8 protein-coding genes are annotated in these 19969 nt (G+C 56.1%); all 8 read left to right on the top strand.

Annotation, left to right across the window (positions count from 1 at the left end; genetic code table 11):
• Window positions 1–85 precede the first annotated feature (85 nt).
• The 8 genes from FCL47_RS11125 (at window position 86) to FCL47_RS11090 (ending at window position 19963) form a co-directional block, all read left to right on the top strand.
• Window positions 86–1780, top strand: a complete 1695-nt coding sequence (locus FCL47_RS11125; RefSeq protein ID WP_167496463.1) for a response regulator — start codon at window positions 86–88, stop codon at window positions 1778–1780.
• 82 nt (window positions 1781–1862) lie between these two features.
• Window positions 1863–2900: a 3-oxoacyl-ACP synthase III gene (locus FCL47_RS11120; protein WP_240744210.1), complete on the top strand. Its 1038-nt coding sequence runs from the start codon at window positions 1863–1865 to the stop codon at window positions 2898–2900.
• 168 nt (window positions 2901–3068) lie between these two features.
• Window positions 3069–3638, top strand: coding sequence for an AmmeMemoRadiSam system protein A (gene amrA, locus FCL47_RS11115; RefSeq protein ID WP_136813570.1), 570 nt, complete (start codon window positions 3069–3071; stop codon window positions 3636–3638).
• Window positions 3635–4258, top strand: a complete 624-nt coding sequence (locus tag FCL47_RS11110; RefSeq protein WP_136813569.1) for a hypothetical protein — start codon at window positions 3635–3637, stop codon at window positions 4256–4258. The genes amrA and FCL47_RS11110 overlap by 4 nt, the downstream gene beginning before the upstream one ends.
• A gap of 43 nt (window positions 4259–4301) precedes the next feature.
• Complete coding sequence (locus FCL47_RS11105) at window positions 4302–4820, top strand: PaaI family thioesterase (protein ID WP_136813568.1); 519 nt, start codon at window positions 4302–4304, stop codon at window positions 4818–4820.
• Between the two features lie 220 nt (window positions 4821–5040).
• Complete coding sequence (locus FCL47_RS11100) at window positions 5041–17628, top strand: Ig-like domain-containing protein (RefSeq protein ID WP_136813567.1); 12588 nt, start codon at window positions 5041–5043, stop codon at window positions 17626–17628.
• Window positions 17629–17636: 8 nt separating this feature from the next.
• A complete protein-coding gene (locus tag FCL47_RS11095; RefSeq protein WP_136813566.1) occupies window positions 17637–19178 on the top strand; it encodes a TolC family protein in 1542 nt (513 codons plus the stop codon).
• Between the two features lie 32 nt (window positions 19179–19210).
• Window positions 19211–19963 carry an efflux RND transporter periplasmic adaptor subunit gene (locus FCL47_RS11090; RefSeq protein WP_205747287.1) on the top strand — a complete coding sequence of 251 codons (753 nt, stop codon included), beginning with the start codon at window positions 19211–19213 and terminating at the stop codon, window positions 19961–19963.
• Window positions 19964–19969 lie beyond the last annotated feature (6 nt).

The following is a 19969-nucleotide window of genomic DNA, read 5'->3' as shown; positions in this document are numbered from 1 at the left end:
TGCAAATATAAGCTTTTATTTGTACAATAGGGCGGGTACAGGCAGCTTTGTGGTGAAGAATACCTCAACACCAACCGGAGGGGGAATGGTGGCTGAAATAGAACGTCTTCAAAAACAGATTAAAAATCTTCGGGAGCAGCTGGTAAAAGAAAAAAAGACCAACCAGCTCCTGAAAAAAAGGGCTCTACAGGCAATCATTGGCGCGAATGGTGCGCACCGGAATCAGGTAAACCGGAATGGTTGCGAACTTGATCTGGCGCGGGCTGAGTTGTCCAGCCGGGTGAAAAGTGTCTTTTTGGAAAATGTCAGCCACGAGATCCGATCATCCATGAACGGTATTGTCGGAATGACCGAACTGGTTCTGGAAACGGAACTGACAGAGCAGCAGCGACAATACCTGGAGATGGTCGGCTCCTCCGTTGACCGCTTACTGGTGGTGGTCAATGAAGTGCTTGATTTCTCCAGGATAGAAACCGGAGAACTCGAGCTTGAGCCGGAAGATTTTAATCTCCGGGAGAGCCTTGATCACGACCTCTATGTCCTGAATCTTTCCGCCAGGAAAAAAAATCTGGAGCTGGTCTGCACGATAGAACCGGATGTTCCCGCTCATGTGCATGGCGATCCGGTCCGACTGGTGCAGGTTGTCACGAATCTTGTCGACAATGCAATCAAGTTCACGACGACAGGCGGAGTCTATATCACCATCGAAAATACCGGGTACGATACTGATAATAATATTTTTCTTCAATTCAGTATTCGTGACACGGGCTGTGGCATAACACCGGAAAAGCTCGACCTGATCAACCATTATTTTAAAGAAAAGGTGCAACGCAGTGTCGCCCTGCCGTTATCTGTCGGGACAACGGGATTGGGTTTGACCGTAACTTCGCAGCTGGTCAAGCTGATGGGTGGCGAGATTGGTGCAGAAAGTGCGCAGGGCGAGACAAGATTCTGGTTTACTCTGCCGTTTAAGGAAGTTGCCGATCTTGCCGGCATTGAGGAAAAAACCAATGCGACGCTCGAAGGCATCGAAGAGGAGGTTGCCTATGTACTGAGAGGTGCCAGGGTGCTTCTCGCCGAAGATGAGTATATCAACAGGGTGCTCATTGAGACAATCCTCAAACAATTGGGGGTAGAGGTAACATCCGTGGCCAGCGGCAGGGAAGCGGTGGCCGAGGCGTGCTCCGGTGCATACCAGCTGGTCCTCATGGATGTTCAGATGGATGATGTGGATGGTATGGAAGCTACCAGGCGGATCAGAAAATACGAGGGTAAACACGATGGTCATCTCCCTATTATTGCCCTGACGGCCCTGGCAATGTCCGGAGACCGGGAAAAGTGCCTCCAGGCCGGCATGGATGACTACCTGCCCAAACCGGTGCAGAGAAATGCATTAATTTCTGTTTTGGCGCAGTTTTTAACGAGCCGGGTGCTGGTGGTGGATGGCGACCCGGCCAGCCAGCATGTTTTTGTCCGCACCCTGGTCGAGAAAGGATGGCAGGTTACTCTTGCTGAAACCAACCGATCAGCGATGTACGAAGCCTCCCTGTCGCACTTCGATCTGATACTTTTTGATTTGTCCACACCGCAGCTCGATGGCTTTGAGGCCGTAAAGATACTCAGGCAGCTGGAGAAGTATTCCGGACAGCGAACACCGATCTTTGGTTTCGGGGATGCGAATATTGCCGGCAAGCTGCCGCAGAACATAGACGGATATATGTCGAGGCCGGTGACCAAAGAAAAGATCCTGCAACAGCTGGAAGTCCTGGATGCAGAATGAGTCTAGAAGTTAGAAGCGAATCCGCTGTTTTCCTTGCCAAATGCAGGGCAGGGCGACCATCGTCAACACATCAGCAAGGCGTATGATGCATTATTCCCATGTCTGTTTAGACACTTTTGGCTATGCATTGCCGCCAAGGGTGCTTTCTTCAGAAGATATTGAAAAGCGGTTATCCCCGGTCTATAAACGTTTGCGTCTGCCGTCCGGGCGGCTGGAGCTGATGAGCGGTATCCGCGAGCGGCGCCTGTGGCCTCCAGGGACACGACCGAGTACCGCAGGTACACTGGCCGGCCAAAGGGTGCTTGCTACTGCCGATATCGACCCCAAAAGCATTGAATGTCTTATCTTCACCTCTGTTTCCCGGGATATGATGGAGCCGGCAACGGCATCTTTCGTCCACGATAAGCTCGGTTTATCCTCTGGTGCGTTAATTTTCGATATCTCAAACGCCTGTCTGGGGTTTCTCGATGGCATGGTCATGCTGGCCAATATGATTGAGCTTGGTCACGTTAAAAACGGGCTGATAGTGTCCGGAGAGACCGCCGAGGAGTTACTTGAATCGACCCTGGTTGGCCTGCTGAAAGATACAACGCTCAGTCGTAAAACCATCAAGCCGGCCTTTGCCTCGCTGACCATCGGCTCCGGTTCGGTCGCCCTGTATATGCGCAAGGCAAAAGACAACGAAGACAGGCCCCGGCTGGTGCATGGTGCCTGGCAGGCCAACACGCAACATTCCGACCTGTGTCATGGCGGCCAGAGCGGGGAAAATACCGTCTTGATGGCGACCAACTCCGAAGAACTCCTGCACCGGGGAGTAGAGACCGCCCAGATGACCTGGCAGAAGTTTTCGGCCAAATCCGGCTGGGGAGCGGAAAGTATCGATCGTTTTTTCTGTCACCAGGTCGGCTCGGCCCATGCAAAGCTGCTCTTTGAGAGGCTTGGTCTGGAACCCGAAAAAAATTTCGAGACCCTGGCGATTCTTGGCAATGTCGGCTCCGTTTCGGCCCCGATCACCATGGCTATGGCCATGGAACAGAATTTTTTTGAGCCGGGTCAAAAAGGGGCGCTGCTGGGGATCGGCAGTGGGATAAATTGTCTTATGCTGGGTGTCGAATGGTGATGATGGCGTTGTAAAAAGCCCGATCTTCTTCGTTGTAGTATTTTGGGCCGGCTTCCGACATACTCTTTGTATAGTCGGAAGCCGGCCCAAAATACTGCGCCTCGAATATCAAGCTTTTTGCTTAGCCATCTCTGTTGCTAACTTTGATCTTTTACGAGTTCCTTCATAATGAGTAATGTATTAACAGATAAACAGGGGCAGGTGCTGCTTGAGCTGGCTAGAAAAACCCTGCAGTATAAAATGGGTGAGGGTACAGCCCCGGCACCACCCGAAGATCCTGCCTTGTCGATGCCGGCGGCCACTTTTGTCACCCTGAAAATAGCCGGACAGCTGCGGGGCTGCATCGGCAATCTCGAACCGGCTGGTCCGCTCTGGCAGGGAATCCGCGATAACGCCATCAACGCCGCCTTCAATGATTATCGGTTTTCGCCGCTTCGCCCCGAGGAGCTGCCGGCTGTGCACGTAGATATTTCCATTCTATCGCAACCCGAATTTCTGGCGTATCGGGACCCGGAGGAGCTGCTGCTGAAACTGCGCCCAGGTGTTGACGGCGTGATCCTCCGCGATGGGCGCCGCAGCGCCACCTTTCTGCCCCAGGTCTGGCAACAGCTCGCCGCAACGGAACAGTTTCTTGAGCATCTCTGCCAGAAAGCCGGATTGCCCGGGGATGTTTGGCGGCAAAAAAAGCTGGAAATTTACACCTATCAGGTTCAGTGTTTTGAGGAGGAAAAGAAGTGAAAGAGGTTATCCTGACGGATGCGCAGCTGGAAGTACTTGAATATATCTATCACAAGCTTCAGCTGGAATATGAACGGGTGGCGGAGGCGCTTGATTTTACCTGCACCGGCTGTCCGGATAACTGCTGCGACTCCTATTTCCAGCATCACACCTATGCGGAGTGGGCCCATCTCTGGTTGGGCATCCGGCGGCTTGAGCCTGAGGTGCAGCTATCACTGATTGCCAGGGCGAAGTCCTATCTTGAGCAGTGTGAACAGGCCCTGGCGGCCGGGCAGCGGCCCCAGGTCATGTGTCCCTTGAATGACGAGGGGCGCTGCGTTGTTTACCAGCACCGTCTGCTGGTCTGCAGGACCCACGGCGTCCCGGCGACCCTGACCAGGCCCGATGGCCGGACATTTCAGTTCCCCGGTTGTTTTCGCTGTCAGGAAATCGTCGAGAACCTGGATAAAAACGAACTGCCAGTCCCCGTTGAGAGAACACTCCTTCTGCAAAGGCTGGCGCTGCTGGAAAACGAACTTCTCGATAACAAACGTCATCTTCTGCCTAAAGTTAAAATGACTATTGCCGAGATGCTGGTACATGGGCCCCCGGTAATTCCCCGAACTGACCCCTCAAAATAAAAGCCTCAAAAGCAAAGCCTACCCTCAAAAGGAGATGAGTGACATGCGGGTAAGAGTCACCAGAAAACAACCTAACTCGAAGATGTGTTTTGTCTGCGGGATGAGCAACCGTTTCGGACTGAAGAGCCGGTTTTACGAACTGGAAGACGGCCAGCTGATGGCTGTTTTTCAACCGGCCGAAGAACATCAGGGATATCCCGGCCGCCTGCACGGCGGTATTGCCGCGACAATCCTCGATGAGACTATCGGCCGGGCGATAATGGTGGCCCACTCCGGCAATATCTGGGGCGTAACGATTGATTTCTCGATGAAACTGAGAAAACCCGTGCCGATTGACGGTGAAATCCGGGTGCTGGCCAGGATTGTCTCGGAAGGTAAACGTTCTTTTCAAGGGGAAGGGGAGATCCTTCTTGCCGATGGTCAGACCGCCGTTGCCGGGAGTGGCAAATACCTGAAAATGGATATTGAGAAAATCGCCGACTTTGACCACCAGGGGGAAGACTGGTTTGTTGTCAACGCACCGGACGATCCGGAATGTGTCGAGTTAAGCAACAAGGGGTAACCTCTCGGGCACTCTTCTACGTGACCAGGAAAAAACTGATAACCCGCTAATTTAGCTGGTTTAACGAGATTGGTTCGTCGCAAAAATTGAATTGGAATCTCCTCGTTTGCTGTGATATGCTTTTATATAAAGGTTTCATGGGGGGTTCTCCTGGTATTGCCGTCTTTTTTCTCTTGCGAAACCGCACCTGTTTGTTCCTTTCGGGTCAAAAATATTTTGAATGAAAAATAACCAATTATTTCGCCCGCGCTCCAGCGCTTTTGCCCTGGAACCAAGGGTTCTCTTTGACGGAGCGGCGGCAGTAGCGGTCGAGGATCACCTGTCCGCCGGCGATCCTCTGGTCCATCAAACCGATGCCACCGAGGTACGAACAACGACGGCGGTCGACGCCACCACCGCGAACCCTGCTCCGGCTGCAGCGCCAACCACGCTGCTGGTCGTTGACAGCCGGGTCGCCGATTACCAGAGTCTGCTTGGCGACCTGCCGGGCAACGTCATGGTGCGCGTCATCAACGCGGATGAATCCGGCCTCGCTGCGCTCGATGCCGCCATCAACAACAGCAGCAATATCCAGTCGATCCAGATTATCAGTCATGGCAGCAGCGGCAGTATCAGTCTGGGCAGCGACACCATCACCAGCAGCACCCTGAGCAGCAGCACCCAGATCCAGGGTTGGGCACCCCATCTTACGGACGACGCCGATATTCTGCTTTACGGCTGCGATGTTGGTTCCGGTTCGAACGGCACCACGTTTCTCAGCCAACTCGCCACCCTCACCGGTGCGGATATTGCGGCATCAACAAATGCTACCGGAAGCGCGGCCAGAGGCGGCGACTGGGTGCTCGAATTGCAGACCGGACCGATTGACAGCCGGCTGGCTGTAGGCGAGGCGGCCCTGGCACGCTACGACGGACTATTCGCTGCGCCGGCAATTGGCGGTACCGTAACAAGCCAGACGGTGAACGATAATACTCCCATAACACCTTTCGCAACCGTTACCATTACCGATGCCGACCCGGCCGATATCCAGCGCCTAAGCGTTGCCCTGGATGCAGCGGCAAAAGGTTCCCTGTCGAACCTGAGCGGCGGTCTCTATGACGCAGGCACCGGGCTGTACACCTTTACCGGCAGCGCCGCCGCTGCACAGGCGGCTATCCGCGGGCTGGTCTTTACCCCAACAGCCAACCATGTAGCCCCCGGCACTACGGAAACAACCACTTTCACGATTTCGGTGTACGACTACACGAGTACGGTCACCGACCATTCAAGCACGGTCATTGCCACCTCAATCAACGATGCGCCCGTTGCCGTCGCCGACACTGTCTCCATCGCCGAGGACCTGGTCAGTGTTGCCGGCAACATTCTGACTAATGACACCGATGTGGATACCGGGGATTCGAAAACAGTCACCGACCTCACCGGCGGCACAGTTGGCAATGTTCTTACCAGCACCCACGGCAGTCTGCTCCTTAATGTTGACGGCAGCTATATCTATACGCTGGATAACGACAGCAGTGCCGTTCAGGCGCTCGGCGTTGGCCAGTCCTTGACAGAAACATTCCATTACACCATGAGGGATGCAGCCAATGCCACGTCCGCATCAACCCTCACCGTCACCATCAACGGCACGAACGACGCACCCCAGGCTGTCGCCGACACGGTCAGCATAGCTGAAGACCAGGCCAGTGTTGCCGGCAATATTGTGATTAATGACACCGATGTGGATACCGGGGATGCGAAAACAGTTTCCACCCTCGCCGGCGGCACAATCGGCAGCGCACTCACCACTGCTTATGGCAGCCTGCTCCTTAATGTTGACGGCAGCTACACCTATACCCTGGACAACGGCAACACCCTTGTTCAGGAGCTCGGCATTGGTCAGATATTGGTTGAAACCTTCACTTACACCATGAAGGATACCGCCAATGAAACGTCCTCGTCAACCCTCACCGTCACCATCAACGGCACGAACGATCAGCCTGTCTTGACGCCTTCCGGTATTTCCCTGGCGCAGACCGAAGACCTGACCACCGCATTTACCGTCACCAACCTGCTGACCAATGCCAGTGCCAAGGCGATGTGGAGTGACACCGATGCCGGCACAGCCATGGGAATTGCCATTACCTCCGCCTCGGGGACCGATGCGGCAAGTTCAATGACCGGGACCTGGGAATATCAGTTAAGCGGCAATGCCTGGACACCATTTCCCGTTGTCAGCGCAGAAAGCGCCCTCCTGCTGCCCGGCGACGCCCAGGTCAGATTTGTCGTCACCGCCAATAGCCAGATCGACAGCCGCAACTCCGGCACCGTTTCATTAAGCTACAAGGCATGGGATGCGAGCAGCGGCCTGGCCGGTGCAACCGGCAGTACCACCGTCCTGTCAAGCACGTCACCCTTCAGCAGTGCAGCTAATACGGCCACCCTGAACGTAACACCGGTCAATGACCCGCCTGCCTTCACCGCCTCGCCACTCGTGGTCAATGAACACGCCTCGGTCATGCTGACCGGCGGGTTTACCAACGATTCAACCCAGGTTGCCGGCCTTACCGGCAATATGCGCATTTACGACCCCGACAACAGCACCACCCAGATTCTCTATCGTATCGAAGAACTGCCGGCCAATGGGACACTCAATCTCAATGGTGCCGTCCTTGGGGTCGGGTCACTCTTTTCCCAGTCAAACATCAGCAGCATTACGTATACGCCGACTGTCGGCGAACTCACCGCCGACACCACGGATCGATTCTATTTTACCATCCGTGACGGCGCCGGCGGTATCATCGGCAGCGACGGCAAGAACACCGGAAGCAACCCCTGGGCCTTCCTCGATATCAGCATCAAGGACGTTAATGCCCAGGTTGCCGTCAGCGGCACAACCCTGGTTATTGCCGAAGACAACGCCAATCCCGGCGTGCCGGTGATTGCGCCGATTCCGCTCTCCATGGTCGATGCGGATGATCCTGACGGTCTGCGTACTCTGACCATTACCTCTCTGCCGGGGGCAACCTTCGGCACTCTGCAATACTGGAACGGCAGCAGCTACCAGGCGGCGACATCCGGTTTGGGTTTTACCCAGGCGCAACTCACCGACGCTGTCCATCCGGCCCTGCGTTTTGCCTACAACAACAGCACCGAACCCACAGATCAGAACGGAACAGTCATTTCCGCCGAATCGCAAACCAGCTTCAACGTCTCAATTTCGGACAATAACGGCCACCTTGCCCCCACGACCGCCAACGCCGCCGTCAATATCACCATTACTCCCATTAATGATGCGCCGTTGCTTGTCACCAGTGGTCTGACTGTTGGGCAAGGCAGCAGCAACAATAACATTGGCTCCACCAACCTGACAACAACCGACCCGGACAGCCCGGCCAACCTGCGCACCTACACGGTCAGCGTCGATCCTGCACGCGGATACCTGACCCTGAACGGCGTTCGCATCGGCCGTGGCTCCACTTTCAGTGAAAGCGATCTGAGCTCCGGCGTACTCAAATATACCTGCAACGATGCCTATTATCATGGCAGCGACAGCCTGCAGGTGGTCGCCACCGACGGTCACGGTGCCGATTCCGGCGTCAAGACGCTGGCCATTACAATTACTGCAGATAACTCAGTACCGCTTCCCGTGTTTTCGGGAACCATCGGAAGTGATACGGCAAGCATTACCGGCACCTTAAAAGGCGTCTCTCCAGAAGGTCTCTTCCTGACGCTCGATCAGCGGATGTTGAGTGATGACGGCACCGGATCCAGCTTTACGTTCACCGCGCCGGTGCACGGCAAGGTGTATCTGAATGGCGTCGAGCTGGTCTACGGTGCTGCCGGCACCGCCTTTACGCAGGCTGATATCAACAGCGGCAGGATCATCTACATCCACGACAGCAGTGAGGGCAGCGCTTATGCCTTCACCGACACGCTCAACATTACTGCGGCCAAGGGTGCCGCCGCAATCTCCCATTCGTTCACCATCACCATCTCCCCGGTAGATGACGCCCCGACTATCAGCCAGACAAATGCCGGACCGATCAGCACCAATCAGGACGGCGGGATGCTGATGGAACAGCATGTCGACAACAGCAACGGCATGGCAGCAGCCAACTTTGCCCTGACCGGCATTGTCAACGCCGTCAACATCGTCAACGCCGTCAAACTGACGACTGACAACTTCCAGTGGCACGATATCGACAACACGCAAAGTCAGCTCACCTATATGGTGAGCACCGTCGGCGGCACCATCGGGCGCTGGAACGGTTCGGCCTGGGGTGCCGTCACCTCCTTTTCTGCCGACGATCTGGCCGCCGGTAATATTGCCTACTTCCACAATCCGGCCGCCGATGTAGCGGCTCCAGACAACACCACCATGACGGGTAGCGTTACCGTCTACCTGATCGATGGCGGCGTTGTGGCGGCCGGTGATGTGCTGATTGCGCCGCCAAATATCAGCGAGAAAAACACGCTTGCTGTCAACGACGGCACAACGAGTCTTTCGCTGATCAAAGACAGCCAGATGCGCAGCCCCGACCGCACCGTCACCTTCACCATTGCCGACGTCAATGATGCCCCGGTTGCCAGTAACACCAGCTTTACCGCCACCGAGTTTTCCAGCGGCATCCCGGGCCAGACCAACCACATCCAAGTTCTCACCACCGCCCTGGTTGCCGCCAGCGACAGCGATACCGGCAATGCCACCTGGACCTATACGCTGACCGAGCTGCCAACCAACGGCACAATCCAGCAATGGGACGGCAGCGCCTGGAACGTAATGACCGTAAACACCACGTTCACCTATGCCGAATTGAACGCCGGAAGCCTGCGCTATGTCAACGCCGGTCGAATTGAAGTTACCAGCGGCTACGACTGGAACATCGCCCACGACGGCTTCAAATTCAAGGTCAACGACGGGGAGCTCATATCGTCGCCCCGACCTCTGGACAGCAATGAGGCCACGGTCTCGATCTTCCTGCGCCCGACCAACCAGCCTCCCCTGGCTGTCAATAACGGCCCCGGCTCGGTGCCCGAAGGCGGCGCCCTCAAAATCACCAGCAACCTGCTGGGTTCGGCGGATGTGGCCAACAGCGCCGACATCGTCAAAGCCATCGACCCCGACAACAGTCGTCTCCAGGTGCAGTACCGGATCACCGATAATGTCGATCACGGCTTTCTTTATCTCGGCGACCCGGCAACCGGTGCTATTACCAAACAGCTTTCAGTCGGCAGCGCTTTCACCCTGGAAGATATTCAATCCGGCAGGCTCTGGTACCAGCACAACGGCACTGAAGCAGCCCTGTACAGCAGCCGGGATACTTTTACCTATGCCATATCCGACGCCAGCGGCATGACCGAACCGACGGCGATCTTCGTCATCAATATCAAACCGGTGAACGACGCGCCGGTAGTGACCGGGCTCGCGGGAGGTGCCACCTTTACCGAAGGGGATAGCACCAGTTCGCCCAATATCTCACCGGTTCTGATTGACACCAGCGTCACTCTGAGCGATTCGGATCTGGCCAACAACAGCGCCGATTTCCGGGGCGGATCGCTGACCATCAGTGACACCTTTGGCAATAAGACCTCAGATCAATTGAGCATTAAGAATATCGGTACCGGCCCGGGCCAGATAGGCTATGATACCTTCACCGGGATAGTCACCTGCGGCGGCGTCCAGATCGGCACCGTTACAACCGGTGGTTTCGCCAACGGCGTCAATGGCAATGACCTGACCATCAATTTCACCGCCGGCGCCAACACCTCGCTGACCGTCCCCGCCGTCAAGGCCTTGATCGAAGCCATAACCTTCAGTCACACCGAGTACGACAAGGCCATTACCGGCACCCGCACGCTCAACTATGTCCTGATAGATGGCGGCGGTACGTCTGATCCTGCCGATCCCCTCTATACCGACAGCAAGAATGTGTATTTCGCCGGTGCCGACATCTGGTCCGGCAGCGCAACCGTAACGGTTGCTGCCGCCAACGACCGGCCGGTGCTGACGGATTACGATGCCGGCAGCGCCATCTCGCTGGGCAGTCCCATCGATGAAGACAATACCAACCCGGCAGGGTATCTGGTGTCGGGCTTTCTCACGAGCAGTGCGGCTGACAGCACTCATTCCGGAATTACCGATGCGGATACCGGCGCCGAGCAGGGCATAGCCGTTACATCCGTATCCAATGCGTCCACCGGCCACTGGGAATATTCGGCAGATGGCTCGACAAACTGGACCTCTTTCGGGGTCGTCAGCGACACCAGCGCACTTTTGCTGGCTCCTGCGTATTCCGTTCGTTTTGTGCCTGATACCAAGGATGGCGGCACAGCCACTTTTACCTACAAAGCCTGGGACCGGACCAGCGGCACAGCCGGCAGCAAGACCAGCACCACCAGCGCCGCTCAGACCAGCGCCTTCTCAAGCGGCACCGACAGCGTCAAAATGGTGGTAACGCCGCTCAATGATGCGCCGACTCTGACCGGCGTTGCCGGTGGTTTCGTGAATGCTGTGGAAGATACAGTCTTCAATTTCACCGGAACCAACCGTATTACGCTCGATGATGTGGACTCGGGCAGCGGGCTGATCAAGCTGACGCTGAGCTTTGCCGGCTCGGGGAGCTTCGGTTTTTCCAGCGAGACAGGCAGCGTCTATACTGATGCTGGAGGCACTGCCCCGCAGGCTGCATGGAGCGGGTTCACTGATGGTCAGATGCTGACTCTGTACGGCACCAGGACCAACCTTGATGCCGTTGTCGGCAAGCTGCAATATACGCCGGCCGCCGACGCCAACAACTTCAATCTGGCCCACCAGAGTTCCACCGCGCAACCCTCGGTCAGACTGGACGTCGACGACCTGGGCTATGGGGAAAACAGCACGCCGGGGAGCCCCCTTACCGCGACCAGGACGGTGGCAGTCAATATTACCGCGGTCAATGATTCGCCGTCGGTGACGCTGGACAACACGCCCATCTCGCTCAGTGAGAATGCTGCCGCGACAACAGTTTCGAATGACATTGTCCTGACTGATACGAAAGATATTTTCGATACAAATTACGCCACAGCGGGAACCTCTCTGCCATACCTTGTGGTCACGACGCACAACGGTTTTTTGAACTTTGCCGGTGCAGATGGTGTAACTATCGTCTCCGGAGAGGGAAGTGGAACGCTGACGCTACAGGGCACGCTCGTCGATCTCTCGGCCGCCCTGAGCAGCGGCAATCATAGTCTGTCATACACGCCGTATAATAATTTTTCGGGTATCGACACCGTAACGCTGACTCTGCACGATAACGGCAATGGAGGCAGCGGCGGCGATAAGACAGATGTCAAAAATATTGCGATCACGGTTGACGGTGCCAACGAAGCTCCGAGCTTCAGCGGGCTTGGCGGCGGGACTCCCGATCATGTCTACACGGAAAAAGGCGCTGCCATAGTCCTTGATGCCAACGCAACGGTCACTGACCCGGAACTCAGTGTGTATGACAACTGGGGGAATGCGGTATTGACGCTGGTAAGAAATGGCGGCGCCCAGAGCGAGGATGTGTTCGGTGTCACCGGCAGCGGCAACACGGGGGTTAACTTCAGTGGTGCAGATGCTCTTCGCATCGGTATAACGACAGTCGGTTCTTTTACCAACGAAAGCGGTCAGTTACGGATTACATTTGCCAATGGCGCCGCAACAGTCCAGGTGAATCAGGTTCTGCAGGCGATTACTTATGTCAACACGAGCAATGATCCGGCCGCCGACATAACCATCAACTATACCATCGACGACGGCAACACCAACTCCGGCATAAATCCCCAGGGGACATCGACACCGCTTCATCTGAACAATGCCGGCTCTGTCGGGATCGGCATTACTGCTGTCAACGATGCGCCGATTTTCACGATGACCAGCGGCAACGCCGCCTTTACCGAGAATGCGTTGACGCCGATAATCATCGATAGCGCCCTGAGCCTGGCCGATTATGATGACACGCAGCTGACCGGCGCAAGAGTGAGCATCAGCGGTAATTTTGTGAACGGGGATGTCCTGGCAGTTGCAGGCACAGGCCTTGAAAATACAGTGGCAGGCACCAGCATCCGGGTTGACAGCTATGACAGCGTGACCGGCGTGCTTTCGTTGAGCGGCACGGACACCGTTGCCAACTACCAGGCCGTACTGCGTACCGTCACTTTCACCACCCCATCCGACGACCCGACGGCAAATACGACCGCAGGAACACGTATCATTACCTTCGCCGCCACCGACAGTAATTCCAGGGGCGGCGGCAGTGGTGCACTGACCGGGGCAGCGACCCGTGCCATTGCAGTTACCCCTACCCAGGACGCCCCGATTCTGGCGGGAGGAGGCCAGACCCTGGCGTACACCGAAAACGGGCCGGCAGCAGTAATTGACAGCACGGTCAACGTGTTATCCGATGACGACGATACTCAGATGGGGGGGGCGACGATCAGTATCAGCGCCGGGTACACGACAGGCGATACACTCAGCTTTACGGCGCAGAATGGCATCAGCATTTTGAGCAATTCTGGCGCGGTACTGACCCTGACCGGCAAAGCCACCCTGGCGCAGTACACCGCGGCCCTGCAATCGGTGCAATACAGTTCGACGTCCGATGATCCGACTGTCATCAGCGCCAGCCGCACGGTAACCTGGCGGGTAACCGATGCCAACTCGGACAATGCCGGTGCAGCCGTCAGCAACACCTGTATCAGTAACATCAACATCACCCCGGTCAATGACGGCCCGACGCTGACCGGTAGTGCGCCTGCGCCAATCTACACCGAGAACACCTCCGGGGTAGTGCTTGACGGCAATATCACGGTAAGCGATGTTGACGACACCCAGATTGTTTCAGCCACGGTCAGTATCACCAGCAACCTGACAAGCGGAGATACCCTCAACTTTACCCCGCAAAACGGCATCAGCATCCTGAGTAACGCAGGAGGTGTGCTGACCCTGACAGGTACCGCTACGCTGGCGCACTACACTACGGCCCTGCGGTCCATCACCTTTTCCTCCACCAGTGATGATCCTACCGTCAATGCCACCCGTACCACCCGTGCCATAGAGTGGACAGTGACCGATGCCGACTCGGACGGTGCTGGAGCCCATACCAGCGCTTCCCGTACCACAGCACTCACGGTTATTCCAGCCCAGGATGCCCCGATACTTGGGGGAGGAGGGCAAACTCTTCTGTATACCGAGGTGGGGCCGGCGGCGGCCATTGACGCCACGATCAATGTTGTATCCGATGCCGATGATATTCAGATGGGTGGAGCTACTGTCAGAATCAGCGCAGGTTACACGTTGGGTGATACATTAACCTTTACCCCGCAGAACGGCATCAGCATAGCAAGTAACGCCAACGGCGTGCTGACCCTGACAGGCAATGCCCCATTTACCGAGTACACTGCGGCACTGCAATCGGTACAATACAGCTCGTCTTCCCACGACCCAACTGCTATCAGCACCAGCCGTACCGTGGCATGGCAGGTAACCGACGCTAACTCGGATCTCGCTGGTGCAGCCTCCAGCAACATCGTTCTCAGTACCATCAGTATTACTGCGGTGAACGATCCTCCAATAGCCAACCCCGATATAGGAAGTGCAGTTGAAGCGGGCGGGCTGAACAATGGAACAGCAGGGAGCAATGCTACTGGCAATGTGCTGACCAACGATACCGATGTCGACAGCCACGATACCAAGACCGTTACCACTACGGGTTCAAGGATAGGCACCTACGGTACCTTGACGCTGAATGCCAATGGCAGCTACACCTATGTAGTGAACAATAGCAACGCTGCCGTCCAGGCGTTGCGGATTACCGGCCAGAAGGTATCTGAGTTCTTTGACTACACCATGCGTGATCCCGCTGGATTGACCAGTTCCAGCACGCTGACCATCAATATCGACGGGCGGAACGACACCCCGGTGGGAGTGAACGACACGGCAACTGCGGTTGAAGCCAGCGGCATAGCCAATGTTACAGTCGGGGTCAACCCCACCGGCAATGTGCTGGATAACGATACCGATGTTGATGCCGTTGTCAACGGAGAGACCAAGACGGTGAATGGAGCCCGTATCGGGACGGAAGCGGCGGGAGGAACGCTGACTGCGGTCAGCGCGGGCACGACCAGCGTCACCGGTCTGCACCTGGTCGGCAGTTACGGGACGCTTAATATAGGTTCAAATGGTACCTACAGTTACGTAGTGGACAATGCCAATACGATGGTGCAGTCCCTGCGGGAAACAGGTCAATCAGTTACTGACATCTTCACCTATAGGGTTAGAGACACCGGCGGGCTGAGCGATACGGCCCAGCTGACGGTCACTATCGACGGGCGGAATGACAACCCTGTTGCAGTTGCCGACACGGCAACTGCGGTTGAAGCCGGAGGACTGGGCAATGCCGCCCCTGGAACAGATCCGACCGGCAATGTGCTGATCAACGATACCGATGTTGACTCCGCAGCCAACGGCGAAACAAAGACCGTCACGCAGGTCACCGGCGCGACCGCGGGGGTTGTCGGGGGAAGCACTGCAGGAGCCCATGGCACCCTGCACCTCAATGGTGACGGCAGCTACACCTACAATGTCAATAACAATGATGCGACTGTTCAGGCCTTGCGCACCAGCGGTGATACCCTGACCGATACCTTTAACTACACCATGAAGGATGCCGCCGGGCTCACCAGCAGTACCCAGCTGACGGTCACTATCGACGGGCGGAATGACAACCCTGTTGCAGTTGCCGACACGGCAACTGCGGTTGAAGCCGGAGGACTGGGCAATGCCGCCCCTGGAACAGATCCGACCGGCAATGTGCTGACCAACGATACCGATGTTGACTCCGTAGCCAACGGCGAGACAAAGACCGTTACGCAGGTCAGCGGCGCTGCCGCGGGGGTTGTCGGGGGAAGCACCTCTGGGGCCCATGGCACCTTGCATCTCAATGGTGACGGCAGCTACACCTACAATGTCAATAACAATGATTCGGCAGTTCAGTCCCTGCGCACCAGCGGTGATACCCTGACCGATACTTTTAACTACACCATGAAGGATGCCGCCGGGCTCACCAGCAGTACCACGCTCATCGTTACCATTCAGGGCACCAATGATGGACCGGTGGCGGTTGCCGACACCGGTGCGGTGATTCATGATGCCACCCTGAGCGTAAACGCTGCTGCGGGTGTACTGCAAAACGACATCGATGTTGACGTGACAGATAGCAAAACTGTCACGCAGGCAGCTCAGGGCAGTACGACCCAGGCAGTAACAAGCAGCACCCCGGGGGTGATCCTCAGTGACTATGGTACGTTGACCTTGAACATCGACGGCAGCTACAGCTATGTGGCGGACGGATCGGCCAGTAAGGCCATCTTCCCCGGACACATCGCCACCGATACCTTTACCTACACAATGCGCGATACGAACGGTTTGACCAGCAGCACGAGTCTTACCATCACAATTACCGGCTCCAACGAGGCTCCGGTAGCCGTTGCCGATACCGGTGTGGCATTGGAGGCAGGTGGCATCAACAACGGAACCCCTGGTTCCAATGCAATGGGTAATGTGCTGGACAATGATACCGACGTTGACGTCGGCGACACTAAAACTGTTGTTGGCGTTACCGGCGTGGGTGCAGGGGCGGTTGATGGTGTGACCCCCGGAGTACACGGTACGCTTTCTCTCCATGCCAACGGTACTTACATTTACAATGTCGATAACAACGACGCGGCGGTTCAGGCTCTTCGCAACAACGGAGAGACACTTACTGATACCTTCACCTACACCATGCGGGACACGATGGGGGCCACCAGCAGCACGTCCCTGACTGTCGTTATTCATGGTGCCAATGATGCTCCCGTCGCTGTGGATGATACCGGGCACTTGCCAGAAGGACGCCCGGTTACTGTCGCGATATTGGGTAACGATAACGACCCGGAAAGTGATACCCTGACTGTCTCCAGGATAGCTGGGATCTCTTTGTCTCCGGGCGGCACGGTGATCATTCCGGAGGGCGTGGTCATGCTCAACACCGACGGCACCCTCACCTATACCCCCAACGCCGGGGTCCGGGGTAACGTAGTTTTCTCCTATGAAATCAGTGATGGCAACGGCGGCACAGCAACTGCCGAGGTCAGCATTTCTGTCGTTCCAGAACCCAATATCATCCCTGCGGGACCCAAGCCCCAGTTTTTTTCGGACAATAGAGTTAAGCTGTCTGGTGATCAAAGCGTTTTCTTTTTCGGTGATAGCTACAGCAGTGTGATCCGTCAGGTGATCCCCTTCAGTCCCGCTGTGTTCATCCATCAGGCCGTTGAGCTCGCGCAGCAGGAACGAATGAATGGAGACGCTCTGTCTTTCAGCAATCCAGATATGGTGCGCCTTGGTAACATAGAAAGTCAGTCCATCGGCGCTGAATTAGGTCTTGACCCTGTTTTATTTGTCCAGCATGCGGTGAGAGATTCGCAGGCCCAGGGAGAATTTATCGATAACATCGTTAATGGACGATTAACGCGCATCTCTCTCAGCAGTGACCGGCTGATTCCAACGCCTGACCTCCACCAGCCCAATCCGCTTAAGATCATGCCGCCATGGAAAATCGTCGAAATAAATGATATATATGAGCATGATGTTTTACCGGATAACCATCTGAAATCGACGCTCCCCGTTAACCGGTCGAAAGACGGTACTACCCATGACAAGTCATGGACAGCCCCTTCTTTCTCCGAGCAAATACGAGCCGCCGGCGTTTCTGGACCGATCGCCGACAGAGGTACTTTTCATCAGCATTCCAACCTAAAAATTTATTGAATTTCCTTATGATGACTTTACCTGACCGATCCGTTCTGGCCCGGCACTCGGTTTCTGTTTTTTCCCTGCGATTGCTGGTCCTCTGCAGTATTTCCTTATCGCTGGCCAGTTGTACCGTTAAGCCGACACCGTATACCTTAAGCGAGATAAAAGAACGGGTCGCCCTGGATCGCCAGGTAATGTATGCCGACCAGGAACCGGTGACCGGGCCGATCTCCTTTTATGAAGCGAGCGCCCGAGCCCTGAAGTACAATCTTGACTATAAGCTCAAACTGATGGAACAGGCCCTGGCGCAAAACCTCAACGACGTTGCCGCCTATGAAATGCTGCCCAGGGTCCTTGCCGGAGCGGGATATGTGAATCGCAGCAACGATTCCGGGGGCAGCTCGGTCGGCATTGAAGATGGTATCCAGTCCCTGCGGCCCTCTACCTCGGAGGAGCGGGAGCGAACCCTGGCCAACCTGACTTTTTCCTGGAATGTCCTCGATTTCGGGGTCTCCTACTATCGGGCTCAGCAGAAAGCCGATCAGATCCTGATGGCGGACGAACGCCGACGCAAGGTGGCCCAGAATGTGCTGCAGGATGTCCGCAACAGTTACTGGCGTGCCCTCGGGGCGCAAAAACTGCTTGGCCAGGTTGACGCTCTGCTGGTCCGGGTCAACAAGGCCCTCGCCAGAGCCAGACAGGTGGAGAAAAAAGGGTTGATGCCGAAATTGCAGGTGCTTTCTTATCAACGTGCACTTCTTGATGCGGTCAACCTGCTGACGCTCAGGCGGCAGGATCTCGATCTGGCCCGGGCGGAACTGACTGCCCTGATGTCGGTCCCTCCGGGAACCGCATACACCCTGGCAGAAGAAAAAGAAGAACCTCTGCCGCCTGTGCCCGATAATTTCGCGGAACTTGAACGCATCGCCCAGGAAAAAAGGCCGGAGATCATGGAGGAGTGGTATCGTAAACGCGTGACCGCCAATGACATCAAGGCGGCAAAAATTTTGCTCTGGCCGAACCTCAGTCTCGAGTCAGGTCTCAACTACGATTCCAACAAGTACAACTATAACAGCTCATGGGCCAATATCGGGGCGAGGCTCTCCTGGAATATCGTCAAACTGGCACAGTGGCCGGCTTTATCACAATCTCTGGAGAACCAGAATAAAACAGATGATTTTCGCCGAATGGCTCTGTCAATGGCGGTATTGACCCAGGTGCGCGTCGGGGTGCAGCGGTATGGTCTGGCCCTGGCGGAGCTGGAATTTGCCGATGAAAGTCTGCGCGTCGACAGAAGTCTGCTGCAATACGCCCGCTCCGCTGCCCGGGCCCAATTCGACTCCGAACTGGAAGTGATCCGCTCCGAGGCCCGTGCGCTGCTGACCGAATATCAACGCTATGCCGCATACTCTAACGTCCAGGCCGCCTGGGGGCGACTCTACAATTCAATCGGCCTCGATGTACTGCCCGAAACAATCGACAGCAACGACGTTGAGACGCTGGCTCACAGCATGAAAACGACGATGGCCGAATGGCAATCAATAATCTTTAAAACTGAGAAATGACCTTATCTTCCTTCTTTAGAACACTCTTTCTGATGGCCATTCTCACCGCTGTTCCGGTGTCAGCCCGGACTGCCCAGGAATTCTCGGGTGCCAATACGGCCGGCCCGGTTGAGCAAGTAGACCCCAATGCCATCCGCATCCTGCTCAGCCCTGAAATTGAAACGACTCTTGTCGCGCAAATGGCTGGATCGATAGTGGCCCTCAATGCATCCCTTGGCAAGGCCGTCAGTAAAGGGAGTCCACTCGTATCTTTCGACTGCCGGGAAGGCGACGCCAAACTAAGCATGGCTGAAGCCGAATTCGCTTCCGCCCGGGAGACGCTTGCGGCCAAGAAACAGCTGCGCCAGCTGGAGGCGGCAGGCGACCTAGAGGTCGCCCTGGCGGCGGCTGCGGCGAACCGGGCCAAGGCGGCAGTCGGCCTGTCCCGTGCCCAGCTCTCGCAATGCACTGTTGCCGCCCCTTTTTCCGGTCGAATAGTCAAAATATACGTCAAACCCTATCAGGGAGTGAGCAGTGGTATGCCGCTGGTCGAGATGGTCAACGACGGCCCGTTGAAGATCCGTTTGAATGTCCCCTCCAAACTGCTTCGGAGCCTGCATATCGGCACAGATTTCGAGGTGGATATTTACGAAACAGGCAAAACATACCCGGCCAGGGTTACCGCCATCAATGCGCGCGTCGACGCAGTAGCCCAGACAATTGAACTGGAAGCCGCTATCGTTGGTCAACCAGGCGAATTGCTCGCCGGCATGACGGGTATTGCCCGCATCAAGCCCGGCCCATAAGATAAT

Source organism: Desulfopila sp. IMCC35006, from assembly GCF_005116645.1.
Taxonomy (GTDB): domain Bacteria; phylum Desulfobacterota; class Desulfobulbia; order Desulfobulbales; family Desulfocapsaceae; genus Desulforhopalus_A.
This window is presented reverse-complemented; position numbering and strand designations above follow the sequence as displayed.

Coding starts and splice junctions, on each gene's coding strand:
- FCL47_RS11125 (WP_167496463.1), top strand. CDS start 86: ATGGTGGCTGAAATAGAACGTCTTCAAAAACAGATTAAAAATCTTCGG.
- FCL47_RS11120 (WP_240744210.1), top strand. CDS start 1,863: ATGATGCATTATTCCCATGTCTGTTTAGACACTTTTGGCTATGCATTG.
- amrA (WP_136813570.1), top strand. CDS start 3,069: ATGAGTAATGTATTAACAGATAAACAGGGGCAGGTGCTGCTTGAGCTG.
- FCL47_RS11105 (WP_136813568.1), top strand. CDS start 4,302: ATGCGGGTAAGAGTCACCAGAAAACAACCTAACTCGAAGATGTGTTTT.
- FCL47_RS11100 (WP_136813567.1), top strand. CDS start 5,041: ATGAAAAATAACCAATTATTTCGCCCGCGCTCCAGCGCTTTTGCCCTG.
- FCL47_RS11095 (WP_136813566.1), top strand. CDS start 17,637: ATGATGACTTTACCTGACCGATCCGTTCTGGCCCGGCACTCGGTTTCT.
- FCL47_RS11090 (WP_205747287.1), top strand. CDS start 19,211: ATGGCCATTCTCACCGCTGTTCCGGTGTCAGCCCGGACTGCCCAGGAA.